The organism is Bdellovibrio sp. MYbb2 (assembly GCF_056175685.1).
This window is the reverse complement of sequence record NZ_JBJKJI010000001.1, coordinates 1,092,966-1,117,973: the sequence shown is the minus strand read 5'-3', so window position 1 is coordinate 1,117,973 and position 25,008 is coordinate 1,092,966. Positions and strand designations below refer to the sequence as shown.

Sequence of the window (25,008 nt, the reverse complement as noted above, 5' to 3'; positions counted from 1 at the left end):
TCTATCAGGCGTTAATAAGAATCTGCTGCATCTGACGCACGGTTTGTGTGAAATTGGTCGGGTCCTCGACTCTCTGTTTAAGGAAGTCGTTCACCTGATCAATCACCTTCACGGCCCGGTCAATCTTGGGATTGGATCCCGGCTTATAAGCACCAATGTTGATCAAATCCTCGGCGTCCTTATAGACCGCCAGGGTTTCGCGCAGCTTTTGCGCCAGTTTCGAGTGTTCTGGCGAAGACACCGCCCGCATCACCCGGCTGGCACTTTGCATGATATCAATCGCCGGGAAGTGACCCTTCTGCGCCAAAGAACGGCTTAGAACGATGTGTCCGTCCACGATGGAACGAACGGAATCCCCGATCGGATCATTCATGTCATCCCCTTCCACCAGCGTCGTATAGAAACCGGTGATACTGCCTTCGCCCTCAAAGGACCCGGCACGCTCCAACAGCTTTGGCAGGGTGGCAAAGACGCTCGGGGTGTAACCCTTCTGGGATGGAGGTTCGCCGGTGCTGAGACCGATTTCCCTTTGAGCCATCGCAAAACGAGTCACAGAATCCATCATCAACAAAACATTCTTCCCCTGAGAGGAGAAATACTCAGCCAGTGCCGTTGCCACATAGGCGCCACGCATGCGCAGCAGCGGGCTTTGATCACTGGTCACACAGACAACAACCGATCTTTTCATCCCTTCCGGGCCCAGATCGTGCTCGATAAATTCACGCACCTCACGACCACGTTCGCCGATCATGGCGATCACGTTGACGTCGGCATTCGTATTACGGGCCATCATGCCCAGCAATACGGATTTACCCACACCGGAACCCGCCATAATAGCGACACGCTGGCCCAGTCCCGCGGTTAATGCGCCATTGATGGCACGAATCCCCAGGTCAATAGGCTCACGAATCGGACGGCGATCCAGAGGGTTACGAACTTCGCTGTATAAAGGAACTTCACGGAAATTTTCGACTTCGCCTTTGTCATCCAGGGGACGACCCAGGCCATCCACCACACGACCCAAAAGCTCTTCACCAGCGCGAACGGTGGCGATCTGACGGGCCAGGACGATTTTGGATCCCAGGGCCACGCCTCTCATGTCGTTCAGTGCCATCATCAGAACATGCTTGTCCTTGAACCCCACCACTTCCGCCAGGAAGGATTTTTCCATCCCGCTGGGATTGATGGACACGATACTGCCGACACTTGCGCCCGGCAAATATCCTTTGATAAGCATCCCGTTCACTTCCGTGACTTTACCGCTGTCCTTCGTCAAGTGGACAGACTGGATCACGTCAGAATACTTATCCAGGTTCATTTCAAGTTCGCTCATTAACCGGCAATCCTGTCTTTAACTTTGGGCATGTTTTCAGAAAGAACAGACCACAACTGCTCCACACGCTGCTCAATGCGCGCATCGACTTCACCATAGTTGGTTTCAACGATACAGCCGCCATCAGCAACTTCGGCGTTGGGTTCGAATTTGATTTTTTTGATGAATTCAAACTCACGGCCGGTCTCGGATTTAAGCTCCTCAAGAAAGTCAAACTGAGCCTGGGACACGTGAACGGTGATTTCTTCCTCGTCCTGAGCCAAACCAACCGCATCGCGCAGGATTCCCACCATCGCGTCGTTGTTGCTGTTAAGCTCGGTTTTCGCCAGACGGGATGCCATCTGGAACATCAGTTTCAGCAGATGGGCTTCGTTAAATCCGGACATTTCTTTTTTAAGTTCTTTGATGGTCAAAAGCAGGGCGTCCAAACCGGCCATACGCTCGGCGATATCACCAGACACCTGCTCGAAGGCCTCTTTACGGCCCTCTTCCAGACCCAGGCGATAGGCTTCCTGATAGGCGCCTTCCTGGATCTCTTTCAGCTTTTCCAATGCGGCTACTTCGACTTTTTCCTCGTCGTTGCCTTTTTCCACCTGATCAATGCCCGTCTGCACACGCACGGCATCGTTCATGCGGAAGTCAGAGCCTTTGCCCTTTTCTGCCAGATAGTTCATGGCCTGCTCGGGAGTCCCCAGATCAAAACGCATGGGAACAAACTCGAGCACTGTTTTTTCAGCCACTTCCTTGGACAAAACGGACTTGGAGGCGCGATTAGACCATTGCATCTTCTGAACCACCTCTTGCGATCAGGATTTTTCCTTCGGCTTCCAGACGGCGTGCCACGTTCACAATCTCCTGCTGAGCCGACTCGACGTCGGACAGACGGGATGGACCCATGTTCGACAGATCCTCACGCAGCATCTCGGCCGCACGGGCAGAGATATTCTTGAAGACCTTCGTACGAATCTCTTCGCTGGAAGTTTTGAGTGCCAGCAGAAGTTTTTCGTTCGCCACTTCCTTGAGAAGGGACTGGATACCACGGTCGTCGATTTTCACGATATCGTCGAAGACGAACATCAGTTTGCGGATTTCTTCCGCCAGCAGAGGATCTTTTTCCTCCAGGCGTGACATGATCGCAGTTTCTGTGTTCTTGTCCATAACGTTGAGCATTTCCGCCACCGGGTGTACACCACCCAATGCCGCCTGCTCGACAGTCGCTGTATTGGACAGCTGGTTTTTCAATACACGGTCGATTTCAGCAATCAATTCAGGATCCACGTGCTCCAGATTCGCCATACGCAGAACCACTTCAGCCTGCAGGGCTTCCGGAAGACGTTTCAGAACCTCGCCTTTTTTCTCGGGCTCAAGATGCGCCAGGATCACAGCTACGGTCTGCGGGTGCTCATTCACCAGGAAGGTCGCCAAAGATTTTGCGTCGACCATTTCCAGGGATTCCAAAGAACGGGATCCGCCAGTGGAAATATTCAAGCCCCCCAGGATACCCCGGGCTCTTTCTTCACCAAGGGCGTCCACGATGGTGTCCTTGGCAGAGATATTTTCAGAGAAGATATAGTCTTCAGTTTCAGAGATCATTTCGTAGTACTCTTCCAGCACACGTTTGGTCACGTGAACCGGCACCACGCGCAATTTGCTCATTTGATTGATCAGCTTGCGGATATCAGAGTCATCCATACGGCGAAGCAAAACCTTCACCGCATCCTTGCCCAGGTAATTGATCAGGATTGCGGCCTTGTCGAAGCCCTTGAGATTTTCATACTCAATATTATCTGACTTATGAAGTTTCATTAGCCATCCTTCCTAACCAGCCACATGCCAAAGGCGTTGGCTGCTTTTTCCTCGTCACGACTCATTGATGACAGGATACGATCTTTCAGCAATTCAGATTCGGCCTTCTCAGGATCAATGGATTCCTGAAGGACCGGCAACGCAGTGGACATACCCGGAAGGGTGTTATCCACGGACTGCAGTTCTTCCAGCTCTTCGATTGTACGAGGAAGCATTTCCTCAACAGAATCCTGGAAGCTGTCTGTGATCCACTGCATGAACGGGCGCACCACGATGAAGAAGAACAGCGCCAAGCTGAAGCCCAGCAATGCCCACTTGAACAACGCGTGGATCAGCTTTTTTCTTTCCAAAGTAGTCAGGATTTTCTCTGCTTCAGAGAAGTCTTCCGGCTGGAACTGGATGTTTTCAATTTTTACACTGTCGCCACGAGCGGTATTGAAGCCGATCGCATTCTTAACCAGGTCCTCGTACTTGCGCAGCTCTTCAGCAGAGCGCGGTTTCCAGGTCGTCTCGGTTGTGCCGTCCGCTTTGGTTGTCGTCGTCATCATGCCGTCAACAACCACCGCCACACTCACGCGCTCCAGATTCCCTGCGGATTCACGGATATTGCGCACGGTTTTTGGCACGTCATAGTTGGTTGTTTTGATTTCTTTTTTAACATCCTGACGGAAGCCCACTGTCCCCTGGTCCTCTGCACCCGGCAGATTGGAACGGGAACCCGGCACACCCGCTGGATTGGTGCGGGAGCCGTCCAAAGATTCCTCTTCAGACTGCTGGGAACGAATCGCTGTTTTGTCAGGATCCACGGATTCTTCCACAGAAGAAATCACACGGTGATTCAGGGTTGCATCCACTTTCGCCACAACCTTGGCATGACCAACAACCTTTGTCAGGATGTCTTCAATGCGGTCTTCCAGGTCACCTTCGATTTTCGCTTTCAGATCCAGCAATTCATTGGAACCGCCGGTTGTACCGTCCGCCACGCGGGTCAGCACTTTGCCACGCTCATCCAGGACTGTGACCTTGTCAGCGTCCATGCCTTCAACCGAGTTCGCCACCAAATAACGAACACCGCGCACTTGTTCCGGAGTCAGCTCTTTACCCTGGTGCAATTCCACCACGACGGATGCTGACGCCTGACCACCCTCTTCCAGGAAGGTCTTTTTGTTTGGCAATGCCAGAATAACTTTGGATTGTTTCACTGCTGTCAGCGTGTTGATCGCACGCATCAGCTCACCCTGAAGGGCACGCTGATAGTTGATCTTCTGAGCATAGGAATTCATACCGAAATCCTGCTTGTCAAAGATCTCAAGACCGATAGAACCCATTTTCGGGGAACCGATCTCGGACATCAATGTCATCTGGGTTGAGTGTAGCAGTTCTTTTGGGATGGCGACTGTCTTACCGCCATCACGCAGCTGGAACGGCACATTCTTTTCGTTCAGTTTTCCAACAATTGTGGAAACCTGTTCAGTCGGAATGTTTGTGAACAATGGCACATAGTCTTTCCCTGAAGCCATAAACAGCATCGTGAAAAGTGCCACCGCCGCAATTACAGTAACCGCAATTACTGAAAGTCTTTTGGTCGGACCCAGGTTTTTGAAGAACTCGCGAAACTGGACAACCAATCCACCAAAAATCTTATTCAAGGAAACCCCTCCAGCCTAAGAAAACTAAACCTGCATCTTCATAACTTCTTGGTACGCATCAATAATCTTGTTGCGCACTTGCACCATCACCTTCAGGGCGATGTCTGCTTTTTCCGCGGCGATCATCACATCTGCCACGTTGTCCGTTTTGCCAGTCGCGAGATTCTGCATGGCTTTATCTGAAGCCTTTTGCATTTCATTCACGCTGCCTACGGCGTCTTTCAGGGTGTCGGCGAAGCTCTTGCCCGTACCGGATGTCGAACTCGTTGAAGGGGTGTTCTCGATGCTTAGTGACTTGGAATCACGGACGATTCCATTATCGAGAAACCTGTTTGCATTTGATACAGTAAAACCCTCCATGGCTTCACCTTCTCCTCTGATAAAATTGTATTAAACTTGCGTAAAAAAGTCCCTAATTTTTGCCGGGGTCTAGGAAGGAATTACCTGCCTATTTCCAGCGCGGAAAGCGCCATATCCTTCGACGCCTGAACCGCTGTCACGTTGGCCTCGTAGGAACGCGACGCCTGTATCATATTGGTCATTTCTTCCATCAAATTGATGTTCGGATAAGCCACGTATCCGTCTGCATTTGCATCAGGATGGTCCGGTTCATACTTGAGCAACGGCGCCTTGCGATCCGAAACCACATCTGTAACCTGGACCCGCTGGAAGCTTCCTGCCGGATCCGTCGATGTAATGATCTCGCCAAAGTTCTTGGCATCGGGCATCGCCTCGAAAACCACGTCCTTACGGCGATACGGACCACCTTCGGGGGTCTGGGTCGTGTTAATGTTGGCAATATTGCTGGCAATGGTATTCATGCGCATTCTTTGCGCCGCCATACCACTGCTGCTGATTCTCATCCCCGTCAAAAAATCAGCCATCTATTACCGCCCTTCGGTCGCGGCATATTTCAGTGCCGCCATTTTCTTGTTGATCAATTGCAAAGCCGCTTTGTACATGATCGCGTTCTCTGACAACGCCGACATTTCTTTTTCCACATCGACGGTGTTTCCGTCGTTGTTCACAGCCCCTTCCGGATCATCGTAAATATCCGGGCGTGTTTTATTGACCGAGATTCCGCCCACCGCGAAGTGTTCGGGATTGCTTGTGCTCAATGAATTTGCGCCGTCCAGATCCAGGGCTCTTTGCAAAGCACCTTCGAAATCCATTTTCTTGGCGTGGTAACCCGGAGTCTCGGCATTGGCGATATTCGAGGATGTCACATTGTGACGGAGCTGCCTCATGCTTAGTGAGGTCGCCAGCGCGTTGGTTGTTTTATCGAAGATATTACTCATAAAACACCTGCTTCCTTGTATTCATTAAGTTTGTTTCTCAATGTACGAATACTGATTCCAAGCATTTGCGCCGCACGGGTGCGGTTCTGGGCGGTCAGCTCCAGGGTCTGAATAATTAGACGCTTCTCGACCTCAGAAAGGGACATGCCCGGGGCAAAATCCAGATCCATATCCTCGACCACAGCCTCAAACTGAATGGATTCAGGCCCGATCAGTGAAGATTTTGCAAGAACCACGGCTCTTTCCAGCACATTTTCAAGTTCACGGATGTTGCCCGGCCAGTTCCACGTGTTCAGGCGGTCGAAACCTTCCGCCGTCAAACGCAAGCCAGACTTGCCATGCATGATCTGGGATACTTCCAGAATAAAGTTCACAATGTTCTGGAAATCCTGACGACGGTCTTCCAGACGCGGCAGCTCCAGATGAACTACCGCCAGCTTATAAAACAAATCCTGACGGAATTGTTCCTGCTTCACCAAAGCGCGCAAATCACGACGGGAGGTGGAAATAAAGCGAGGACGAGTCCCATCGGTTCTTTCCACCAGCTTCATCAGGTCATTTTGCAATGCCACGGAAGCGCAATCCAGATCTTCAATCAGTAAAGTGCCGCCATCCACGCGGGAGAAATCAAAACCACCGGCATTTTTGCAATCCAGGCAGTACAGGCGTGCTGAACGGCTTTTTGTGTAAATGTAACGAGCCAGACTTGTTTTACCCACACCGGCTTCACCCACCAGAAGCAAACTTGCCTGCGTTGAAGCCAGCTGCAAACTGAGCTGTTTCACTTCGTGCATTCTTCTATCTTCGATGTGTAGAGCATCAAAATCAAAGTACGACATCCAAACTCCTATTGGCCTTGCTCGTTCTCAGACATAGCTGGAATTCTTTTGATATATTTCTTGTAACCGTCACGCCATTCTGAATTCTTCAACTGCTCCTGAGCCAGATTCTTCCAGAACCCGCTCTTGTCACCTTTGAAGTCATTCCAGACCTCGGCCGCTTTCTGGATCTCACCTGCTTTGAAGTAGATCTGACCCAGTTTGTAACGGATGGAGGAAAGCGGACGATTGTCTTCGTATTTTTCCAGCAGCTTTTCATAGGAACCTGTCGCCAGATCCTGCTGCTTTTTATTCAGATAGATATCGCCCATCATTTCCAGCGCCTTGGCGTGGATCACCGGGGAAATCTTGCCGGAATCACTTTGCAATTTGTCGATCATTTCCAAAGACTGGATGGCCTCATCCGGCTTGCTTTGTTTCACCTGAAGTTCGGCAAGTTTCAGATAAGGTTCCGCCACCAGCTGTGGCTGACCTTTCCAGGTGCGCAGCAATTCGCCCAGATAACGAACCGCGGAATCATTGTCCCCGCGTTTTTCCAGCAGACGAACCGCGATGTTCACGCGTTCGATCTGGGATTGTTCGTCCATTTTTTCCGGCGTTTTGATGTTTTTCAGATAGTCATACGCCTGATTGTATTTTTGCTCTTGAGTGAACACATTGGAAAGACGCAGGTTCAGCTCGTCCTCGGAAGGAATCTGCTCTTTCACCTGGATTTCTTTGGCTTCCGCTGTGCCACGAATTGCATAAATACGGTTCAAAACGTCTTTGTAGTATCTTTCCGCTTCAACCGGAACCCCGGCCATTTCAAACGCACGACCGACATTGTATTTGGTATCCAGACGTTTGGAATTTTTCAGCCAGTTGTCAGCATATTGACTGTGGGTTTTCAAAGCCTTGATGAAGTTGCCTTCATTGACTTCGGATTCCAGCTTGTCATTGATGTTGGAAATAATACGGTTGGTCAGCAATGGAACGTCCACAGAAGTGGGATGTTCTTTATAGTATTTGGAAAGCAGGTCCACCGCTTTTTGGTGTTCACCACGGTGAGTGTAACCATCCGCCACCATCACAGTTGCAAACTGCTCGATATTCGGAAGATCAATCTTTTTAGCCAAAGACATGATTTCTTCAACTGCGTGATTTACTTCTTTCGGTTTCATGCCCTTCATGCGCGCACTCAACAGACGCAAACGTGCAATCACCGCATTCGGAGTTTCACCATAACGGAAGTAAGTTTCAAGGTAAGCCCCCATCACGCGGGACTTGTCAGCACCGAAGATTTCAAGCAATTCACCCATACGAGTCATCGCAAATGCCGAATGGTTGCTGCTTGGGAATTTCTTCACGAATTCACGATAGGTGTCCAGACTTTGCGGGTACTTGTTCATCATGAACAAAGATTCCGCCTGATTGAAGAACGCATTCGGGTAAGAGCCCTGCCCTTCCGGATATTTCTTCAAAGCTTTCTGATATTCATCAACGGCTTTTGCATAGTTCTTGCCGCGAACCCAGACATCACCACGACGGTAAGCCGCTTCCACTTTCAGATCGCGATTGGTCGCTTCTTTTTCAACCTGATCAAACTGGGCAATCGCATCCGTCCATTTGTTCAGCTTCATGAAAGCCAAACCCATGCCCAAACGCGCCAGATCCTTTGATACAGATTCTTTTCCGGAGAAATTTTTATTGTCGATGTGTTCCTGGAACAGGCGCAGGGAATTCAACGCATCGCCTTTTTCCAAAGCCAGGAAGCCCGTCTTAACTGACGTTCTTTCCGCCAGAGCAGAACGCGGATACTTTGCGACGGCTTCCTTATATTTCTGCATCGCCTCGTCATAATCTTTCATGCGGCCTTCTTCCTGCCACAGAGCCAGGTGAACATCGGCGGTCATGAAATCAATGACTTCGTTGTATTCAGATTTTGGATATTTGTCTTTGAACCAGGCTTGAGTTTTCAGATAAACGCCATAGCGCTGCTTTTCAAAAAGCGTCAAAAGCAAACGAGCCTGTTTGTTTTCTTCCGTGGACTGCGGGGAAATCTGATAGATCGCCGGAGTGATCTTCATTTTCTCCCAGTAACTAACTGGAGTTTCCAGCATCGGGAATGGGATATAATAGTTATCCTTGGCGCGAATCATCGCCTCTTCTTTGATCTCATAGTCTTTAACAGAGAAGCGGGAATATTCCGGGTCACCACCGTCGAAGATACCGGATTTCACAGAATCATTAGCGGCAAAACCCACACCCTGATCCGCAATCGCCAAAGTATCAGCTGCTGGCTTGCGGTTCTTATCAGTTTTAGCTTTCGCTACAGGTTTCACGTCTTTAGCTGGCAGCTCGGTCGGAATCTGTGTGTCTTTTTTAGCAACCGCTTTGCTGTCTTTTTTCGGTTTCGCCGATGGATTCAAATAGAAATCCATGATCAGGCGAGAAGGCTGATCCGTCAGGTAATCAAATGTCTCGATGTCTTCACCAGAAAGGGTGAACTGAATCACGTTCTTGCCATCCGGACCCTTGCGATCCACGGCAACAGCTGTCACGAAATCACTTTTAAAGGAGGAAAGAGAACCAATCGTGGATTCATCCAACGCAGGCACGGTCATTTCAACGACAACCTGACCTTTTTTATCAAGGCGTTTGACGTCGTAATCCCAATTTTGCTGACCCGACAGTTCCATGTGAACAGTGTCGCCCTGAAAATTAATGATTCCATTGACCTTCGCCGCTTGCGCTGAAGCTAGACCAAAGAACAGGCATCCTGCCACGATCAAATTGCGTAAAGTGTTCACTCCTTGAACCCCTTCTCTTCCCTTCGTTCTGCTATTGCACATACGGTGCCACCTCTTTCAAAGGTCCATTGGCAAATAATTTCCAGATGGGCAAAAAGTTTCATAGAATTTCCAACACCCCCGCCAAAACGCTGACGGCTGACGACCCGGCCCTTGGCAGGGGGCTTAGGCAATCCAGCCGCTTCAAACAGTCCTCGCGGACGCCGTCCCGTTGGGACGTGCTGCTGCGGAACTCGCGTCTGGCTTGCCTAAGCCCCCTGCCAAGCGCCTGGTGTGCCGGCAAATTTTGGCGGTATCTGGGGTGCACGCGAATGCGTGTTCTCTGAACTTTTTCTACGCGCTAACGAGAGCTCTCGGTGGGGCGCTAGAAGCAGTGGGGAAGTTCGGAGTTTGAAAGGTGATACAGCTTGGTCTAGGGGGAGTGGGGAGGGCGGTGGTGGCCCAGCCCCAAGTTCCGCAGCAGCAGATCCCGCAGGGATCGCGTCCGCGAGGATGTGTTCGAAGGGGATGGGGCGCCACCGCTCTCCCCACTCCCCCTAGACCGAGGCACTGTTTCGCCGTACAGACTCTGGATTTTTCCTCAATTTATTCCGATGGATGGGTGCTATGAAGAACATCTTTGTTGTTTGCATCTTGAGTGCTCTTTTTGTTGGTTGTGTGTCGGTGAATTTGCCGGGGCGGAAATCTGTGCCTGCCAAGGGTGTGGAGTTTTCTTCGCCTGCCGCGCCTTTTAAATCTATTGATGCTGCCAATTCCGACAAAGCCTGGTTGAGTTCATCCACCGGAAATACAATTTCCTTTGTTTCTGATTGTGGTGGGTCGGATCCTTCGCTTCAGCAAATGGAAACAGAGTCTTTGGCGGCGCTTTCTAATTTGGATGTTAAATCTGATACTTTGATGTTCAACGGTCGCGAGGCTCGTCAATCCGTGGCTGCGGGCACGGTGGATGGCATTCCGGTGCAGCTTTCTCTTTTGGTGTTTAAGAAAAATAACTGCAACTATACTTTGAGTTATGGTGGCGTTCAGAAGCAGTTTGCGGCTGAACAAAAACACTTTGAAGACTTTAAGGCTCAGTTTAAGGCTCCGTGATGAATAACCTCGCCCTGCCCTTCACAGTCTTTATGATGGAAGTCCTTCACTTTATTGGTGGAGTGGGGCTGTTGAGTCGTGACGTCTTCCGTGAAACCTTTCGCGGAAAGATCTATTACAAACTTATCTCTGAACAAATCTATCAGATTGGCATGCGTTCCTTGCCCTTGATCGTGATCACGGCCGTCAGTATCGGCATGGTGATGTCCCTGCAGTTTGGTATGGGCCTGGAAAAGTTCGGTGGTAAACTTTATGTGCCGAAACTGCTGGCGGTGACCATCCTGCGTGAAATGGGGCCGGTGTTCACAAGTCTGATGCTGGCAGCGCGTGTGGGTGCGGGTATTGCCAGCGAGATCGGCAGTATGGTCGTCACCCAGCAGATTGATGCGATTCGTGCCCTGGGCACATCCCCGATCAAAAAAATCGTTATCCCCCGTGTTCTGGCCTGCCTGATCACCCTGCCGATTCTGGTGTCTATCGCCAACATCGTCGGAAATCTTGGGGGCTTGATCATCGGTGCGACCGAATTGAATCTGGATCCCAATTTCTATTACCTGAAAGTGATGACGACCTCGAACATCCAGGATTATCTGTCTGGATTTGCGAAGACCTTCTTCTTTGCCATCTTCATTGCGATTCCGTCCTGCTATTTTGGTCTGAATGTGAAAGCCGGCACCAAAGAAGTCGGCATTGCCACCACCAAAGCAGTCGTGGTGTCCTCGATCCTGATCGTGGTTGGAGACTTCTTCCTTTCGAAACTGTTCTGGATTGTGGAGAAAATGATATGAGTGACAGCAAACAAGGCTTCATCGAAGTCGTTGATTTCCACAAATCCTTCGGCAACAAGAAAGTTCATCAGGGTGTGAACTTTTACGTGCGTAAAGGCGAATGTCTGGGCCTGATCGGCGGCTCCGGAACCGGAAAAAGCGTTCTGTTGCGCAGTCTGGTGGGACTTGAAAAGCCCGACAGCGGCAAAATCCTGATTGACGGTGTCGATATCACCCCGATGAAAGAAAATGCCCTGATCGAAATCCGCAAGAAAGTCGCCTATGCCTTTCAGGGCGGCGCTTTGTTTGACTCGATGTCAGTGTACGAAAACCTGGCTTATCCTTTGCGCGAACATTTCAGCTTTAGCGAAGCCGAAATTTCCCGTCAGATCACCGAAACCCTGCAGGAGTTTGGCCTGCCGGGTTCTGAAAACCTGCTGCCCGGAAATCTTTCCGGCGGTATGCAAAAACGTGTGGGCCTGGCCCGTGCGATGATGATGCATCCGGAAGTCGTTTTGTACGATGAACCGACCGCAGGCCTTGATCCCTACAACACCAAACGCATCCAGGAATCCATCTTAAGCCTGAAGGCCAAGGGTGTGACCTCGATTCTGGTGACCCATGATATGCCGACGGTCTATGCCGTCTGCGACAAGGTTGCCCTGCTGCTGAATGGAAAAATCGGCGAGCAGTATACAATTGAAAAACTTAAACAGGAACCCGCTGGGGTTATGAGCCAGTTCATCAACGGAGAAAGTGCTTAATGGAATCTCACTTCGGCACCCAAATCAAAGTCGGAATCTTTTTGACCATCGGGATCTTCCTGATTCTGGCCACCATCTTTATGCTCGGCGCGGACAAGGCATTATTCACAAGCTATGTGCGTGTGCATGCTCACTTTGATCAGGTTCAGGGATTGGCTGTAGGCAGCGTTGTTTCCCTGTCCGGTGTGACCGTGGGTAACGTGGAAACCATCACCTTCCTGCCAGAGAAAAATTCTTTGGACGTAAAGATGAAAATCAACGAGGACTACATCGACCGCATCCGTCAGGGTTCTCAAGTTGAAATCCGCACTCAAGGGGCCTTGGGCGACAAGTTCGTCTTTATCATCCCGGGCGACCCGCGCGCCGAAAGCCTGAAAGAAGGCGACATTATGGAAGTCGCAAAACCCACAGACTTTTTGGGAATCGTTTCGGAACGTGGCAACGAAACCAACAGAATATTTGATATCATCAACGAGCTTTACAAAATCACACACGCGATGAACGTGGAAAACCGCATGGGTAAAATCATGGCGAATCTTGAAACCGCCAGCACGAATTTTTCCCAGACCAGCAAAGACAGTCAGAAATTCGTGGCACAGATGAATTCCCACGGTGGCGGCGAAAAACTGGGTAAATCCATCGAGAAGCTGGATTCCATCCTGTCCAAGATCGACCGCGGCGAAGGCAGTCTGGGCGCGCTGATCAATGATCCCTCTATTCACAATCGTCTTAAAAACATGCTGGGTGGCTCAAACCGCAAGAACCACGTCGAGTCCCTGCTTCGCACTTCCATCGAAAAAGAAACCAAAGACTAGCCCTTTCAGCTAGTCCACTTCAACGACTAGCTTTCTGCTGGTCTTTTCGGTTTAGTACCGTTTTAATTCTGCAAGCTTCCTCCACTTGGTCCAGAAATCCTGGAAACCCGAGTGGAGAATCGTTTCAAAGATCTTTAATTTTAGATTCATGGAAAATTCAAAACTACTCGAAGCTTTTTCAATTGGCGTCACTTTACTTCTTATTCTGGCTGGAACGGCGCAAGCCTCTGAGCACCGCCTGAAACTTCCGATGGAAGGACTGGGTGAAAATCGCCTCAGTTCCGAAGTCATCTACACCGACAACGAAGACACCACCGGTGACATCCGCGAAATGAAGGTCAGCTGGTCTGAAAAGATCCCGGCCACTGCCGCCACGTTGCAGGTGTCCAGCCTGATGCAGACCGAGGCTTTAGGTGCCGCGGCCCAAATTTCGTGGTCTTTTTAGGGCACTATCCAACTTTTTGACAGCCGAAAACCCCTTGGGATGCAGATGAGCTGAGTTGCATTTTTGCAAGCCAAACCCGGCATGAGAAAGTTGATCGTATTATCACTCATAATGACCGCCTGCCAGGGCCAGATCTCAAAAGACGCTCTGGATAATTCCAACTTTGACGGCATTGTCGGCGGGACCGACGTCGCTGTGACTGAAGCCACGGCAAAGCAAGCCCTGAATTTCCGCGTGTTGTATGACCCGCAAACCACCGAGGACGAGCGCGGCACTACCACCCGCTACAAGGTCTCTCAGTGCACGGCCAGTGCCATTTCTCCACGTCTGATCCTGACGGCGGGCCACTGTATTTCCAAACGGGAAGATGCTTTACACCGCATTGAAGTGAAAAACGAAGATGGCGAGGCCACTTATTTCAAAGCCTCCAAATTCATCGTTCATCCTGAATACGAAAATGGAAACAAAAAGTACGATCTGGCGCTGGTGCTGCTTGAAACCGCCCTGCCTGAAAACATCGAAATCATGAAACTGCCTGCCAAAGACGTGGATCTGGGCTTAAACAGCATCAAAGCCGCTGGCTTTGGCCGTATGGATGGTCGTCCGTCCTTCCCGGGCAACGTTGGCATTCTTAGAACCGCTGATCTGAACATCGCCAAATACAGTCCGACAGAGCCGGCCTTCATCGTCGATCAATCCCAGGGTAAAGGCTTCTGCCAAGGGGATTCCGGCGGCCCGGCGATCACCACGATCGGCAACGACACGATGGTGGTCGGTGTGGCTTCAAAAACTTTCTTTGATGACAAACTGCCAAAGGAAGAATGGAACTTGTGCATCTTGCAGGGCGAGTACATGAACGTTCAGTTCCACATGGACTGGATCGAGACGAACTCCAAGATTCTTTCACAAGAGTAATCCGCAGCGTGAGTGGCATGAGAATTTCAGGTTTTAGTTAGTAAGTTTTAAAAGAAACTTTTAAATACAATCTAAATGCTTTAGAAGGAAATGCTGTGAATATTCGGGCGTTACTTGTAACATTTTGCGGAATTTTAGGCTCAATTTGCGCCTATGGTTCGCTTATGGGAACAAGCACGCTGCCTGAAGGCATTAACAGCCCTTCCCTGCGTTTCGGGATGATCGACGGCATCAGCCAGAAATACACCGAAAGTGGCAGCCTGATGAATCTTGGCGACTACAAGTCCGTGGTCTTCGACGCCAAATCCCTGGCAAAGTTCAATTCCGACGCCAAACGCCTGATCGATGCATTAAACCGTTTTGGCGGACACAATCTGGGTGATGCTTTCAATCTGGGCGTCCTGCGCGTGGACACCATGCCGAAGGTTCAATACTATGCCCCGGTCTTTGCCCGTGGCATCACCAAGAACTGGACAATCGGATTCGGCGTACCGGTGGTGTCTTATACCAACAAAATTTCTCTGTCTCAGGAATTTTCCAATATCGAATACTATCGCCAGCAGTTCTCGGGTCTGAATCCGGAACTGGATGCGGCTTTAAATACTGACTTGAGCAAAGCCACCAATGAAACTTTGACGGCGAAGGGTTACAAACCCCTTGCGAACCGCGACGAAAGCTTCATCGGCGATGTAAACGTGGTGAGCATTTATAAGTTCTATGAAAAGGGCGACATCACCATGGCCCACCAGGCCCAGTTGAATCTGCCGACCGGTCCTAAATACGACACCGACGATCTGGCCGCCTTGAATGTTTTCGGGCGCACGAATATCACGAACTCTTTCGTCTATTCCCACAAGATCTTTGCCGGTGCTTATCTGGTGCCTTACGTGTCTTATCTGGTGAACATCCCGGATAATATCACGGCCCGTGTTCCTACCGATGAAGACGACACTCTGCCTGATGCCAACACCAAAGAAGATGTGACCCGCACTCTGGGTAACATCGCCACTGTCGGCGGAAATGCCTTTTACGAATTCAGCGACAGCTGGACTCTGGGGGCTGGCTACGACTATTCCACCAAAGAAAAAGACATCTATCGCGGGGATCGCGACACCCGCTATGACCTGCTGGCCTTGAATTCTGCCTCGACCGCTCACCGCGTGAAAGCCGAACTGACTTACAGCACGGTAAATTCTTACTTTAAAAAAACCGCTTTGATTCCCATGATGATCAGCTATCAGATCTCTGACGTTTTTGCGGGCGTGAACATCGAACGCCAACTGGCGCAGGAAATGAATCTGATGATGTTCTTCTAGAAAGGAGGGCCCATGTTAAGAAAGTCTTTGCACATTCTGATGTCTTCGGCCCTGCCTCTGACGCTGGCTCTTTCTGCGTGCGCGCCGAAAGTGGAAGAACGTGTCTTTGAAAAACCTCAAACCTCTTTCGGTCCTCAGTCCAAAGACACCCCTCTGAATCTGCGCGTTCGTCAATTTGGCAAGGACACACCGTCCTTGTACTGGGCCGGCACTATCGGCAGTGCAAGATTCTTTGAAATCGCTGAATCCCTGCATCAACTGGGCACTTTGACCGAACACCCGACACTGAAAGAAACCAGCCTGTCCTGGATTCGCCAGTACTACAGCACCCCGCAGTCCACGCTAACGACGGAACTGGCTGATTCCCCGTTTGCGGCCCTGGCTACCGGACAAACTCAGGAACAAGTGCGCGGCACTTTGACTGAAGTTCTGGCCGACATCGAAAAATCACGCCCCGTGATCCGCAGACACATCGAAGCCCTGGGGCCGGGCCTGCCACAGGTTCCGATAAAAAATCTGGACGAGATTCTTTCCCGGGCCGAGATTTTCACTGGCATGGTGCTGGCTGAAATCCCGAATATGGGTCTGATCCCGGTGATTGAAAGTGGTCTGACAGAGGAATTCCAGAAAAAAACGACTCCGCTGTTTGCGGAAGTGCGCACACTGCTGGCAAAACTGGCGGCCACCAAAACCCTGTCAGAAACTTTGCTTTTGATTGATGGCGCCGTGAAGCAATTTGAAGTCGAGCTGACTCCGGACCTTCAAACCAGCATGCTTCAGGGACGCAAACTGGCCGTGGGCCTGGATCGTATGTCTGATGCTCAAAGCGCATTAACGGTGATCGTCGACGTCTGGCGCATGCTGACCCCGGCAGAGCGTGAACAGAATTTCAAGCCGGTGAATGAAACTCTGCACGATTTCCTGTCCAAGCAGAATGAAGATGAATTGATTTGCCTGGCCACCGAAGGCTGCAATGGCGGTATCATTGACGGCATCACCAAAAAGATCTTCATCCTGCCGAAGATTAAAAAATTCGGTGTTGAGACTTTGCAGAAGGATTTAAACAACGCCACCCGCCAGTATGTGGTGACGTCCATTGAGGCCTTTGCTGCGGACTTCGTAAAAACAATGCCGCAGACTTTCGCCGATAACATCGACGTGGGTCTGACCGACAAAGCCGCAGCGATCACACGCGTGCGTGACGGCTATCAAAACTACGTGCGAAGCCTGTTTAAGGTTTGGCAAAAGAAAGTCCTGCCGGCAACCGACGGAATTTTGCCGGGCTTTGAAAGCGGACAGGTGTTGTTTGAAGCTTCCACCAGTAAATCCCTGAACCTGAAGCCTGCGGCGGCTTCGTCTCTGTTGCGCGCCGATGCGATCGGCCCTGCGATGTCGGCCAATGTTCTTTTGCTGGAAGAAACCCCTGCGGATGATCCCCGAGCCTTCGCCACGATGCTGGCGCAAGTGAACAAACTGGTGGCCATCGCCGGCTATCGTGATGCCGACAACAACCTGGTCCCGGCATTGCTGGCACCGGTCAGTCATGAAGGCACGCTTTTGGATATTATGAACTTTGATGCCTCCAAAGATCCGGGGCTGTCCTTCCGTGTTCCTGATGTGATCAAATTGCGGGACGCCTATCATGCAGATCACGAGATGGCTTATGAAAAGGACTTCTCGGCAGCGGCCTTCGCTTCTCAGATCCGCGGTCTAAGCCGCATGATGCGACTGACAGCGGACTGGAAAAAAACTGCTTATGATGAACAGCTTGGCCCGATCAAGGCGCAGGATCTGACTCAGGATGCTCAACACGAGGACCTGCAACAGCCGCTGTTCCCGAAAGACATGCTTTTTGCGCTGAACCTGGGGAATGCCGCTGTCCTGCTTCAGGACATCACAAAAAAGGCGACACCGGTGTTCATGCTCAGCCTGAACAACAATCTGCTTTGGGCTGACAGCTATGGAACAACTAATGAGACTGCCGTGATGGCCGGTATCGTCGACATCAAAAAAGGCGAACGCACTCACACTGTCAGCACCCGCGACACCACAAACTTCCTGCTGGCGCTCAGCGAATTTCTGGATTCGACAGAAGGGGTTGAAAACACCAAGTCTTCGATCCTGCTGGAAAAGGACGCTAACGGCGAATCTCCACTGGAGATTCTGAATGCCGGCAGAAAAGACATGCGTCTTTTGATCCTGGCTATTTCCAATTTCATTTCCAATCAGTTGATTACCGCCGACAAACTGGCTGTGACCAAAATGAATTTGAACGAGCGCACGCTGGCAGTGACGAAAGACTATCGCGTCGAACAACAGGCCCTGGCGATTCGGGCACTGCTGAAGGCCTGGCAGATCACGAAGATTGATTCTTATCTGTGGTCCGCCCAGGAAATTTACTATGCAATGAACCGCCAGATGTTCAACGCCAAAGAAGAATTCTACATCAACAGCGACGGTAGCAAGCTGACTTTGCCAGAACGCGTGAATACGCTGCTGGCACTGAGCGAACTGAAACCGCACCTGCCACAAGAAAGCCGCACTCAGCTGGAAAAGCTGATGAACCCATGGCTGGCCGCCCTTAAAAACCTCAAATAAACGCTTATTCGTCGTCGGATTCTGGTGCGATTTTTTGGATCATCTCTTTGAAAGTGGAGGTGTCCTCCGTCGGAACCTCGCGGCGATCCAGGGTGAACTTGATATATTTTACAAAGTTGTTTTCAAACTTCTGATTGATGGTGTCGCGGATGGGATCTTTCATAAAGATCATCTGCTGCATCCAGGACGAGTTTCGCACCCAAACGTACAGAACACCCCTCTGAAAACCGACTGGTTCGGCATTTTTGGCAATGGTCGGACCCACGACTTCTTCCCATTTTGCCCATAGTTTCCAGCGCATAAACTGCTCGGACAATGGCGACTTGCCATTTTCGAAAAGTCTCTGTAGTACTTCCGAGCCGATAGATAATTTGCCTTTGGGTTTCTGATTGGGATCCATGTAAGAAAAGGTCTACCACAAAGATGACAAATATCACTCAAAATCAAAAAATTACAGTCGTTGGAGCAGGCCTTGCGGGCTCAGAATGCGCTCTGCAACTAGCTGACATGGGATACAGTGTCGTTCTTTACGAGATGCGCGATAAAACCATGACTCCGGCGCACAAAACCCACAAATTCGCAGAACTTGTGTGCTCCAATTCTTTTGGCAGCCTGGGTGAACATTCCGCTCCAGGCCAACTGAAGTGGGAGGCCAAAAAGCTGAATTCTCACATCCTGCAGGCGGCTTTTGAAGCGCAAGTTCCTGCTGGTCAGGCTTTGGGTATGGACCGCGAGGTCTTTTCTGCCGTCATGACTGAAAAAGTCAAAAATCACCCCAATATTGAAATTCGCACCGATGTGGTGAAATCCCTGAACGACATTCCCCGTCCGGCGGTGATTGCCACAGGTCCTTTGACTCACGATGATCTGGCGGAAAGCATGCGCCAGCATTTCGGTGACGAGTTCCTTTATTTCTTCGATGCCATTGCACCGATCATCGACGCTGATTCTATCAACACGGAAATCGCGTGGAAAGCCGACCGCTATGACAAGGGCACTGGTGATTACTACAACTGCCCGATGAACAAGGAAGAATACAACCGCTTCATCGAAGAAATCCAAAAAGCCCGCAAGATCGAACCGAAAGATTTCGAAACAACGGACTTTTTTGAAGGCTGCATGCCGATTGAAGTGATGGTGGATCGTGGCCCTCAGACTTTGCGTTTTGGTCCAATGAAACCCATTGGTCTGGATGATCCTCGCACCGGCCGTTACCCATGGGCCGTGGTTCAGCTTCGTCAGGACAATAAAGAGGCCACTGCTTACAACATGGTGGGATTCCAGACCCGTATGGCTTACGGCGAACAGGTTCGTGTCTTCCGCATGATCCCGGGCCTTGAAAACGCCGAGTTCCTGAAACTGGGAAGCATTCACCGCAATCTGTTCATCAATTCACCGAAGCGTTTGAACAAGGATCTTTCCAGCAAGAATGATCCTTGGTTGTTCTTTGCCGGTCAGATCACCGGTGTTGAAGGTTACTTTGAATCGACCTGCACGGGCTTGATGGTTTCCAGATTCCTGAATCAGAAACTGAAAGATCAGCCGTTCAATCCTCCACCGCGCGAAAGTGCTTTTGGTTCTTTGCTTGAAGCCATCACGGACCCAACCCGTGCTGAACACTTCCAGCCGACCAATATCAACTTTGCCTTGCTGCCACCACTGGCGGAAAAAGAGCGCGACAAAACCCTGCGCAAAGAAAAACAGATCGCCATCGCCCGCAATGCGATGGAGCAGTGGAATCCATAAAAAACAAAAGGCCCCTTATCGGGGCCTTTGCGCAACGCTTCTGCAAAAGTAAGCAGGTACCTTTTATTTAGGAAATTTCCATTTCGCGCTTTAGCTTCCAGTCCAAAGTGGGAGCATCCACTTCCGGCTTGAAGTGCTGACGGCAGCGCGCTTCGTAAGCATCATGAGTTCCGACCAGAACCTGACCGTCGCCACCCGCAGTTCTTTGCGTGCGACACGCCGGAGAGCCACACACCACACACACCGCATGCTGTTTGGTCACGCTTTCGGCCACGGCCATCAAAGTCGGCATTGGCTCAAACGGTTTTCCCTGCCAGTCTGTATCCAGACCCGCGATGATCACACGCAAACCACGCTCTGCCAGATCCTGGGCGATCTGCACCAGGTTTTGACCAAAGAACTGACCTTCATCGATTCCCACCACCTTCGTGTTTGGTTTCAAAAGGTTCCAGATTTCTTCCGCATCGTGAATCGGAGTGGAATCAATGGTCGTCAGATCATGGGAGGTCACAGCCATCTCGTTGTAGCGTTTATCTATAATAGGTTTGAAAACCTGAATTTGCAGGCGCGCGAATTCCGCACGACGCAGGCGACGGATCAATTCTTCAGTCTTACCGCTGAACATAGAGCCGACAACAACCTCAACCCAACCACGAGTGTGAACATAAGAAAACTCAGACACTAAAACCCTCCCTTTAGTGGCCATTGGCAAAAACGATCGTGGAATCTGACAGAGGAGTCAACGCCCCAAACGGGCTTTTTCGACTAGCTTGCGTCATAAAGACGAGCGATCTCTGGGTTTCTGACGCCGCCCTGTAACACCCACCGAGGACTGAGCTTTTTTACAATTTGCCGGGGATTTTGTGCACAAACCGTACAGTTTTCACATTTTAAGACACAAATTCGGTGCTTAATGCTTGCACTGGCGGCGCGCCAAAGGATAGCACTGCCCCACGCTATGGGAACGATTTTAAGATTAAGACAGAAAATCGCCCGGGCCTTTCTAATCGGAGGCCTTGGGTTTACCACGGTCGCCATGAACGGTTGCGACGCCATGATTATGGACGAACAGGAGAGCTTGGCTCAGGTTCAGTCCAAAGGTGACATCGTGGTCCTGACCACGCAAAGTCCTCTTATATATAGTCAGCCCAAACGCGGCGGTGCTTTCGGGATCGATCACGATCTTTTGGAAAACTTCGCCACCCGCTACAACCTTAAACTGAAGTACGTGGTGCTTCCGGATGAGGACTCGGTGTTGCGGGCGCTGTCTAAAGGCGAAGGGGATATCGCCGCAGCCCGCTTGAGGACTCCTCACAATATGACCGGCTTCCTGACCGGCCCTGCTTACGAAGAAACTTATCTTAGCCTTTACTGCCACAAGAAGGCCCAGATCCAGAACATCCAGGATCTGAATGGCAAAAGCATCTCGCTGCTGCAAAAAGACAATTACCTGGGATTGTCACAACGTCTGACCCAGCTTTCACCTCAGGTGAAGGTTGAAATTCAGGAAAGCATCAAAACCCAGGATCTGATCGCCAGCCTTGCCCAGCGCAAAAATGACTGTGTGATCGCAGAAAACTTCAGCGGTGATTTCTATGCCCGCTATCACACCTCGATCGAAAAGGTCACCGACCTGACTGCCCCGTACTCTTTGAGCTGGCAGCTTTCTCCGGACAACTCAAGTCTTCTGCACCTGATGCAACACTGGTATCAGCAGGCATCCCGCGAAGACGAAATCATGCGCATTCTGGATCGCTACAAAACGTACCTGACCCAGCTGGACAAGCGCGATATCGCTCAGTTCTTCAAAAAAATCCGCACGACGCTGCCAACATATAAAGACGCCTTCCGTGATGCGGGTCGCGAACACAATCTGCCTTGGCAGTTGATCGCCTCTGTCGCTTATCAGGAATCCCACTGGAATCCCGAAGCTCGCAGTTTCACCGGTGTGCGTGGTCTGATGCAGTTGACTACCGACACAGCTTTGCATGTGGGTATTGAAGACCGCACCGATCCTTTGCAAAGCATCTGGGGCGGCTCCAAATACCTGCGTTCATTGATAGACCGCGTGCCTTCACACCTGAACTACAAAGACCGCCTGGCGCTGGCACTGGCCGCTTACAATGTCGGCTGGGCTCACCTGAAAGACGCTCAGAAACTGGCCGAAAAAATGGGCCGCAATCCTTATTCCTGGAGACACATGCGCGAAGTTTTACCTTTGCTGGCTGATCCGGAATACGCCGCCGAATTTGAATACGGACCGGCCCGCGGTTACGAAACAGTCGACTTCGTCGAACGTGTGAAATCCTTCTATAACCTGATGAATTCTGCCGGATAAAACAGAAGTCCTTTTGGAATGTTACCGATCTAAAATTTGCTATAGCCTGCTTCTGTGCTGACAATTAGACATAATGGCACAACTCCCGCTGCGAATTTGCATCTATATCTGCGTACTGAGCATCGGTCTGTTCACCGGCTTTGTGCTGTTCTTTGCAATCTTTGCCAGTCAGGTTCTGGCACGCATGCCCCTGCAACAATATCTGGAATTTTATCGAGTGTCCGAACCCCTGTTTGAACCCAAGGTGCGACTGATTTATCTGATGATGATTGGTTCAGCAACTTGCTGGCTGATTCTTCGCCGCAGGAAATGGCGTTCTTTTGAATTTATCTGTGTCGCTTCATCTTTGTTCTGCGTACTGGACGAAATCATCCTGTCCTACAAAGGCCACTACAAAATCAACGTCATTTTGCGTGAAGCCGGGCGCTCGGGCGCCATTCCGGCGCAATGGCTATCCTTGCGTGCGGAATGGACTCAGTTTATGTTCATCCATTTACTGATTATCACTGCGGGATTCATTCTGATTTTGATGGCGCTGTATTTCTATCTGGAAGGCGAAAAGAAGACATCACCCGAAATAAAAAACCCCGGGGGACACCCGGGGTTTAAAGATCTATTCCACCGTCACTGATTTGGCCAGGTTGCGTGGCTGATCCACGTCATAACCCAGATTGCTTGCCAGGTGATAGGACATCAACTGCAAAGGAATCACCGCCAGAATCACATTCACTGTCCAGTGCGCTTTTGGAATCGCCAGATAGTGTTCGCTGATCTCGCGCAGTTTTTCGTTGTCACCGGTACCGATTGAAATCACCTTGCCACCGCGGGCACGGGCTTCTTCCAGATTGCTGATGGTTTTTTCATAAAGGTGATCCGTCGGAGCCACCATCACAATCGCCATACGTTCATCAATCAACGCCAAAGGACCGTGCTTCATTTCGCCGGCGGCATAACCTTCCGCGTGCATGTAAGCCAGTTCTTTCAGTTTCAAAGCCCCTTCCATCGCAATCGGGAAGCTCGTGCCACGGCCCATGTACAGGAATCCGCGGAAAAGCTTCAGACTGGAGGCTGCCTCTTCAAAGTATTTATCGTAGGACAAAACACCTTCCATCTGACTTGGAACTGCCAGAAGGGATTTAACCAGCTCTTTTTCTTCAGCTTCGTTCATCACACCGCGAGTGCGCGCAATCGCGATCGCCAAAGTGTTCAAAACTGCCATGGTGCTGGTGAAGGCTTTCGTGGAAGCCACACCGATTTCCGGACCCGAGTTCATGTACAAGTGTCCATGAGCTTCACGGTCGATCGTGGAACTTTTCACGTTACAGATGCTCAAAGTGGTCGCGCCCATTTCTTTGGCCATGCGGATGGCTGCCAAAGTATCAGCGGTCTCACCACTTTGAGAAATCGTGATCACCAGACTCTTCGCCGGGATCACGGGATTGCGGTAACGGAATTCGCTGGCGATATCGCATTCCACAGGAACTTTTGCCAGTTGTTCGATCAGATATTTACCCACGTTACCGGCATAGTTACTGGTACCACATGCGATGATGAACACACGCTCGATGCCTTTAAGAACTTCCTGGGTTTTTGCCCAGTCAGCTTTGGCATCAAGTTCTTCCAACTTTTGCACGGATTGACCGCCGAAGCCGACGTTTTTCAAAGCGACCGAGAAGGTCTCTGGATTCACGTGTGGTTCAATTGCGGCAGCCACCGCGCGCGGCTGTTCGTAGATTTCTTTCAGCATGAAGTGGGCATAACCCTGCTTTTCAACCATTTCCGGATTCCAGTTCAGTTCGACAACTTTTTTCTGGATCGGGAAACCATTGGCAGAGAAGAACTGAACATCAGCACCCTTAATAGAGGCCACTTCACGGTCTTCAAGATAAACGAAGTTCTTGGTGTACTGGATCAGGGCCTGAACGTCGCTGGCCACGAAGACTTCTTTGCTGCCCAGGCCGACAACCAAAGGCGGGCCGTCTTTAAACGCCACCAAACGGTCCGGTTCCTGTTCCCACATCACCAGAATAGAGAAAGCACCACGGATCTTTTCAAGCACGTTCTGAACGGCTTTGAACAGATCTTTGGTCACTTCCACTTCATTGGCGATCAAGTGGGCCACCAGCTCAGAATCAGTGTCCGATGTGATGTCAGCACCCTGAGCTTTCAGCTCCTCACGGATATCAAGATAGTTTTCGATAATACCGTTGTGAACCAGGCTGATCCCGCGCACCTGGTGCGGATGGGCATTGCGCTCTGACGGCTTGCCGTGAGTCGCCCAGCGGGTGTGACCGATACCAATGTGACCGTCGAAGCTTTCAGACACAAGCTTGTCTTCCAAAGCTTTCAACTTGCCCTGAGCGCGCACGCGTTTGGTTTTACCATGATCCAGAATGGCCACCCCGGCACTGTCGTAACCGCGGTATTCGAGTTTTTTAAGACCACTCACAATAATATCTTTAGGATTCTGTGGACCCAAGTAACCGACAATTCCACACATC

The 25,008-nt window shown here is 50.6% G+C and carries 23 protein-coding genes; 11 read left to right on the top strand and 12 right to left on the bottom strand.

Annotated features, from left to right (window positions below):
* Positions 1–4: 4 nt before the first annotated feature.
* The 9 genes from AC04MQ_RS05535 to AC04MQ_RS05495 form a co-directional block, all read right to left on the bottom strand.
* Entirely contained in the window at positions 5–1,333 is a 1,329-nt protein-coding gene (locus tag AC04MQ_RS05535) for a FliI/YscN family ATPase (protein ID WP_475391438.1), read from the bottom strand.
* Positions 1,333–2,118 (bottom strand): FliH/SctL family protein, encoded by a 786-nt coding sequence (locus tag AC04MQ_RS05530; RefSeq protein WP_475391436.1) that lies wholly within the window; start codon positions 2,116–2,118, stop codon positions 1,333–1,335. Before AC04MQ_RS05530 ends, AC04MQ_RS05535 begins: the two co-directional genes overlap by 1 nt.
* The gene (gene fliG / locus AC04MQ_RS05525) at positions 2,105–3,139 is read right to left on the bottom strand and encodes a flagellar motor switch protein FliG (RefSeq protein WP_015092404.1); all 1,035 of its coding nucleotides are present in this window, start codon (positions 3,137–3,139) and stop codon (positions 2,105–2,107) included. The genes AC04MQ_RS05530 and fliG overlap by 14 nt, the downstream gene beginning before the upstream one ends.
* Positions 3,139–4,788: a flagellar basal-body MS-ring/collar protein FliF gene (gene fliF / locus AC04MQ_RS05520; protein WP_015092405.1), complete on the bottom strand. Its 1,650-nt coding sequence runs from the start codon at positions 4,786–4,788 to the stop codon at positions 3,139–3,141. The genes fliG and fliF overlap by 1 nt, the downstream gene beginning before the upstream one ends.
* A gap of 24 nt (positions 4,789–4,812) precedes the next feature.
* A complete protein-coding gene (fliE, locus tag AC04MQ_RS05515; RefSeq protein ID WP_011165741.1) occupies positions 4,813–5,148 on the bottom strand; it encodes a flagellar hook-basal body complex protein FliE in 336 nt (111 codons plus the stop codon).
* An 80-nt stretch (positions 5,149–5,228) separates the two neighbouring features.
* Positions 5,229–5,672, bottom strand: coding sequence for a flagellar basal body rod protein FlgC (gene flgC, locus AC04MQ_RS05510; protein ID WP_015092407.1), 444 nt, complete (start codon positions 5,670–5,672; stop codon positions 5,229–5,231).
* 3 nt (positions 5,673–5,675) lie between these two features.
* The gene (flgB, locus tag AC04MQ_RS05505) at positions 5,676–6,086 is read right to left on the bottom strand and encodes a flagellar basal body rod protein FlgB (protein WP_041577986.1); all 411 of its coding nucleotides are present in this window, start codon (positions 6,084–6,086) and stop codon (positions 5,676–5,678) included.
* Positions 6,083–6,925, bottom strand: a complete 843-nt coding sequence (locus tag AC04MQ_RS05500) for a sigma 54-interacting transcriptional regulator (RefSeq protein ID WP_041577987.1) — start codon at positions 6,923–6,925, stop codon at positions 6,083–6,085. Before AC04MQ_RS05500 ends, flgB begins: the two co-directional genes overlap by 4 nt.
* Positions 6,926–6,933: 8 nt before the next feature.
* Positions 6,934–9,714 carry a tetratricopeptide repeat protein gene (locus AC04MQ_RS05495; RefSeq protein WP_475391432.1) on the bottom strand — a complete coding sequence of 927 codons (2,781 nt, stop codon included), beginning with the start codon at positions 9,712–9,714 and terminating at the stop codon, positions 6,934–6,936.
* A gap of 606 nt (positions 9,715–10,320) precedes the next feature.
* On the opposite strand from AC04MQ_RS05495, the gene AC04MQ_RS05490 reads away from it, so the two are divergent.
* The 8 genes from AC04MQ_RS05490 (at position 10,321) to AC04MQ_RS05455 (ending at position 18,423) form a co-directional block, all read left to right on the top strand.
* Positions 10,321–10,803 (top strand): hypothetical protein, encoded by a 483-nt coding sequence (locus AC04MQ_RS05490; protein WP_475391430.1) that lies wholly within the window; start codon positions 10,321–10,323, stop codon positions 10,801–10,803.
* On the top strand, positions 10,803–11,591 hold the full coding sequence (locus AC04MQ_RS05485; protein ID WP_041577988.1) for an MlaE family ABC transporter permease: 789 nt from the start codon (positions 10,803–10,805) through the stop codon (positions 11,589–11,591). The genes AC04MQ_RS05490 and AC04MQ_RS05485 overlap by 1 nt, the downstream gene beginning before the upstream one ends.
* Entirely contained in the window at positions 11,588–12,334 is a 747-nt protein-coding gene (locus tag AC04MQ_RS05480; protein ID WP_475391428.1) for an ABC transporter ATP-binding protein, read from the top strand. The genes AC04MQ_RS05485 and AC04MQ_RS05480 overlap by 4 nt, the downstream gene beginning before the upstream one ends.
* Complete coding sequence (locus tag AC04MQ_RS05475; protein WP_015092414.1) at positions 12,334–13,149, top strand: MlaD family protein; 816 nt, start codon at positions 12,334–12,336, stop codon at positions 13,147–13,149. Before AC04MQ_RS05480 ends, AC04MQ_RS05475 begins: the two co-directional genes overlap by 1 nt.
* Positions 13,150–13,297: 148 nt before the next feature.
* Entirely contained in the window at positions 13,298–13,594 is a 297-nt protein-coding gene (locus AC04MQ_RS05470) for a hypothetical protein (protein WP_475391426.1), read from the top strand.
* 81 nt (positions 13,595–13,675) lie between these two features.
* Positions 13,676–14,509: a S1 family peptidase gene (locus AC04MQ_RS05465; RefSeq protein WP_475391424.1), complete on the top strand. Its 834-nt coding sequence runs from the start codon at positions 13,676–13,678 to the stop codon at positions 14,507–14,509.
* Between the two features lie 164 nt (positions 14,510–14,673).
* Entirely contained in the window at positions 14,674–15,825 is a 1,152-nt protein-coding gene (locus tag AC04MQ_RS05460; protein ID WP_475391422.1) for a hypothetical protein, read from the top strand.
* 12 nt (positions 15,826–15,837) lie between these two features.
* Positions 15,838–18,423: a hypothetical protein gene (locus AC04MQ_RS05455; RefSeq protein ID WP_475391420.1), complete on the top strand. Its 2,586-nt coding sequence runs from the start codon at positions 15,838–15,840 to the stop codon at positions 18,421–18,423.
* Between the two features lie 4 nt (positions 18,424–18,427).
* On the opposite strand, the gene AC04MQ_RS05450 is transcribed toward AC04MQ_RS05455, so the two are convergent.
* A complete protein-coding gene (locus tag AC04MQ_RS05450) occupies positions 18,428–18,823 on the bottom strand; it encodes a DciA family protein (protein WP_041577994.1) in 396 nt (131 codons plus the stop codon).
* A gap of 23 nt (positions 18,824–18,846) precedes the next feature.
* Here AC04MQ_RS05450 and trmFO point away from each other — a divergent pair, with 23 nt between their 5' ends.
* Positions 18,847–20,169 (top strand): methylenetetrahydrofolate--tRNA-(uracil(54)-C(5))-methyltransferase (FADH(2)-oxidizing) TrmFO, encoded by a 1,323-nt coding sequence (gene trmFO / locus AC04MQ_RS05445; RefSeq protein ID WP_041577995.1) that lies wholly within the window; start codon positions 18,847–18,849, stop codon positions 20,167–20,169.
* Positions 20,170–20,236: 67 nt separating this feature from the next.
* Here the strand turns inward: trmFO and AC04MQ_RS05440 are convergent, their stop codons facing one another.
* Complete coding sequence (locus AC04MQ_RS05440) at positions 20,237–20,851, bottom strand: thymidine kinase (RefSeq protein ID WP_015092421.1); 615 nt, start codon at positions 20,849–20,851, stop codon at positions 20,237–20,239.
* Between the two features lie 231 nt (positions 20,852–21,082).
* Between AC04MQ_RS05440 and mltF the strand changes: the two genes are divergently transcribed.
* Together mltF and AC04MQ_RS05430 are read left to right on the top strand one after the other, a co-directional pair.
* Complete coding sequence (gene mltF, locus AC04MQ_RS05435; RefSeq protein ID WP_475391417.1) at positions 21,083–22,507, top strand: membrane-bound lytic murein transglycosylase MltF; 1,425 nt, start codon at positions 21,083–21,085, stop codon at positions 22,505–22,507.
* 73 nt (positions 22,508–22,580) lie between these two features.
* On the top strand, positions 22,581–23,138 hold the full coding sequence (locus AC04MQ_RS05430) for a hypothetical protein (protein WP_475391415.1): 558 nt from the start codon (positions 22,581–22,583) through the stop codon (positions 23,136–23,138).
* Here AC04MQ_RS05430 and glmS read toward each other — a convergent pair.
* Positions 23,121–25,007, bottom strand: a complete 1,887-nt coding sequence (glmS, locus tag AC04MQ_RS05425; RefSeq protein ID WP_475391414.1) for a glutamine--fructose-6-phosphate transaminase (isomerizing) — start codon at positions 25,005–25,007, stop codon at positions 23,121–23,123. The two genes, AC04MQ_RS05430 and glmS, sit on opposite strands and share 18 nt — an antisense overlap.
* Between the last annotated feature and the right edge of the window lies 1 nt (position 25,008).

Coding starts and splice junctions, on each gene's coding strand:
- AC04MQ_RS05475 (WP_015092414.1), top strand. CDS start 12,334: ATGGAATCTCACTTCGGCACCCAAATCAAAGTCGGAATCTTTTTGACC.
- AC04MQ_RS05500 (WP_041577987.1), bottom strand. CDS start 6,925: ATGTCGTACTTTGATTTTGATGCTCTACACATCGAAGATAGAAGAATG.
- AC04MQ_RS05480 (WP_475391428.1), top strand. CDS start 11,588: ATGAGTGACAGCAAACAAGGCTTCATCGAAGTCGTTGATTTCCACAAA.
- mltF (WP_475391417.1), top strand. CDS start 21,083: ATGCTTGCACTGGCGGCGCGCCAAAGGATAGCACTGCCCCACGCTATG.
- AC04MQ_RS05530 (WP_475391436.1), bottom strand. CDS start 2,118: ATGCAATGGTCTAATCGCGCCTCCAAGTCCGTTTTGTCCAAGGAAGTG.
- flgB (WP_041577986.1), bottom strand. CDS start 6,086: ATGAGTAATATCTTCGATAAAACAACCAACGCGCTGGCGACCTCACTA.
- AC04MQ_RS05465 (WP_475391424.1), top strand. CDS start 13,676: ATGAGAAAGTTGATCGTATTATCACTCATAATGACCGCCTGCCAGGGC.
- AC04MQ_RS05485 (WP_041577988.1), top strand. CDS start 10,803: ATGAATAACCTCGCCCTGCCCTTCACAGTCTTTATGATGGAAGTCCTT.
- fliG (WP_015092404.1), bottom strand. CDS start 3,139: ATGAAACTTCATAAGTCAGATAATATTGAGTATGAAAATCTCAAGGGC.
- AC04MQ_RS05490 (WP_475391430.1), top strand. CDS start 10,321: ATGAAGAACATCTTTGTTGTTTGCATCTTGAGTGCTCTTTTTGTTGGT.
- AC04MQ_RS05430 (WP_475391415.1), top strand. CDS start 22,581: ATGGCACAACTCCCGCTGCGAATTTGCATCTATATCTGCGTACTGAGC.
- trmFO (WP_041577995.1), top strand. CDS start 18,847: ATGACAAATATCACTCAAAATCAAAAAATTACAGTCGTTGGAGCAGGC.
- AC04MQ_RS05455 (WP_475391420.1), top strand. CDS start 15,838: ATGTTAAGAAAGTCTTTGCACATTCTGATGTCTTCGGCCCTGCCTCTG.
- AC04MQ_RS05470 (WP_475391426.1), top strand. CDS start 13,298: ATGGAAAATTCAAAACTACTCGAAGCTTTTTCAATTGGCGTCACTTTA.
- AC04MQ_RS05535 (WP_475391438.1), bottom strand. CDS start 1,333: ATGAGCGAACTTGAAATGAACCTGGATAAGTATTCTGACGTGATCCAG.
- AC04MQ_RS05450 (WP_041577994.1), bottom strand. CDS start 18,823: ATGGATCCCAATCAGAAACCCAAAGGCAAATTATCTATCGGCTCGGAA.
- AC04MQ_RS05460 (WP_475391422.1), top strand. CDS start 14,674: ATGGGAACAAGCACGCTGCCTGAAGGCATTAACAGCCCTTCCCTGCGT.
- glmS (WP_475391414.1), bottom strand. CDS start 25,007: ATGTGTGGAATTGTCGGTTACTTGGGTCCACAGAATCCTAAAGATATT.
- fliE (WP_011165741.1), bottom strand. CDS start 5,148: ATGGAGGGTTTTACTGTATCAAATGCAAACAGGTTTCTCGATAATGGA.
- flgC (WP_015092407.1), bottom strand. CDS start 5,672: ATGGCTGATTTTTTGACGGGGATGAGAATCAGCAGCAGTGGTATGGCG.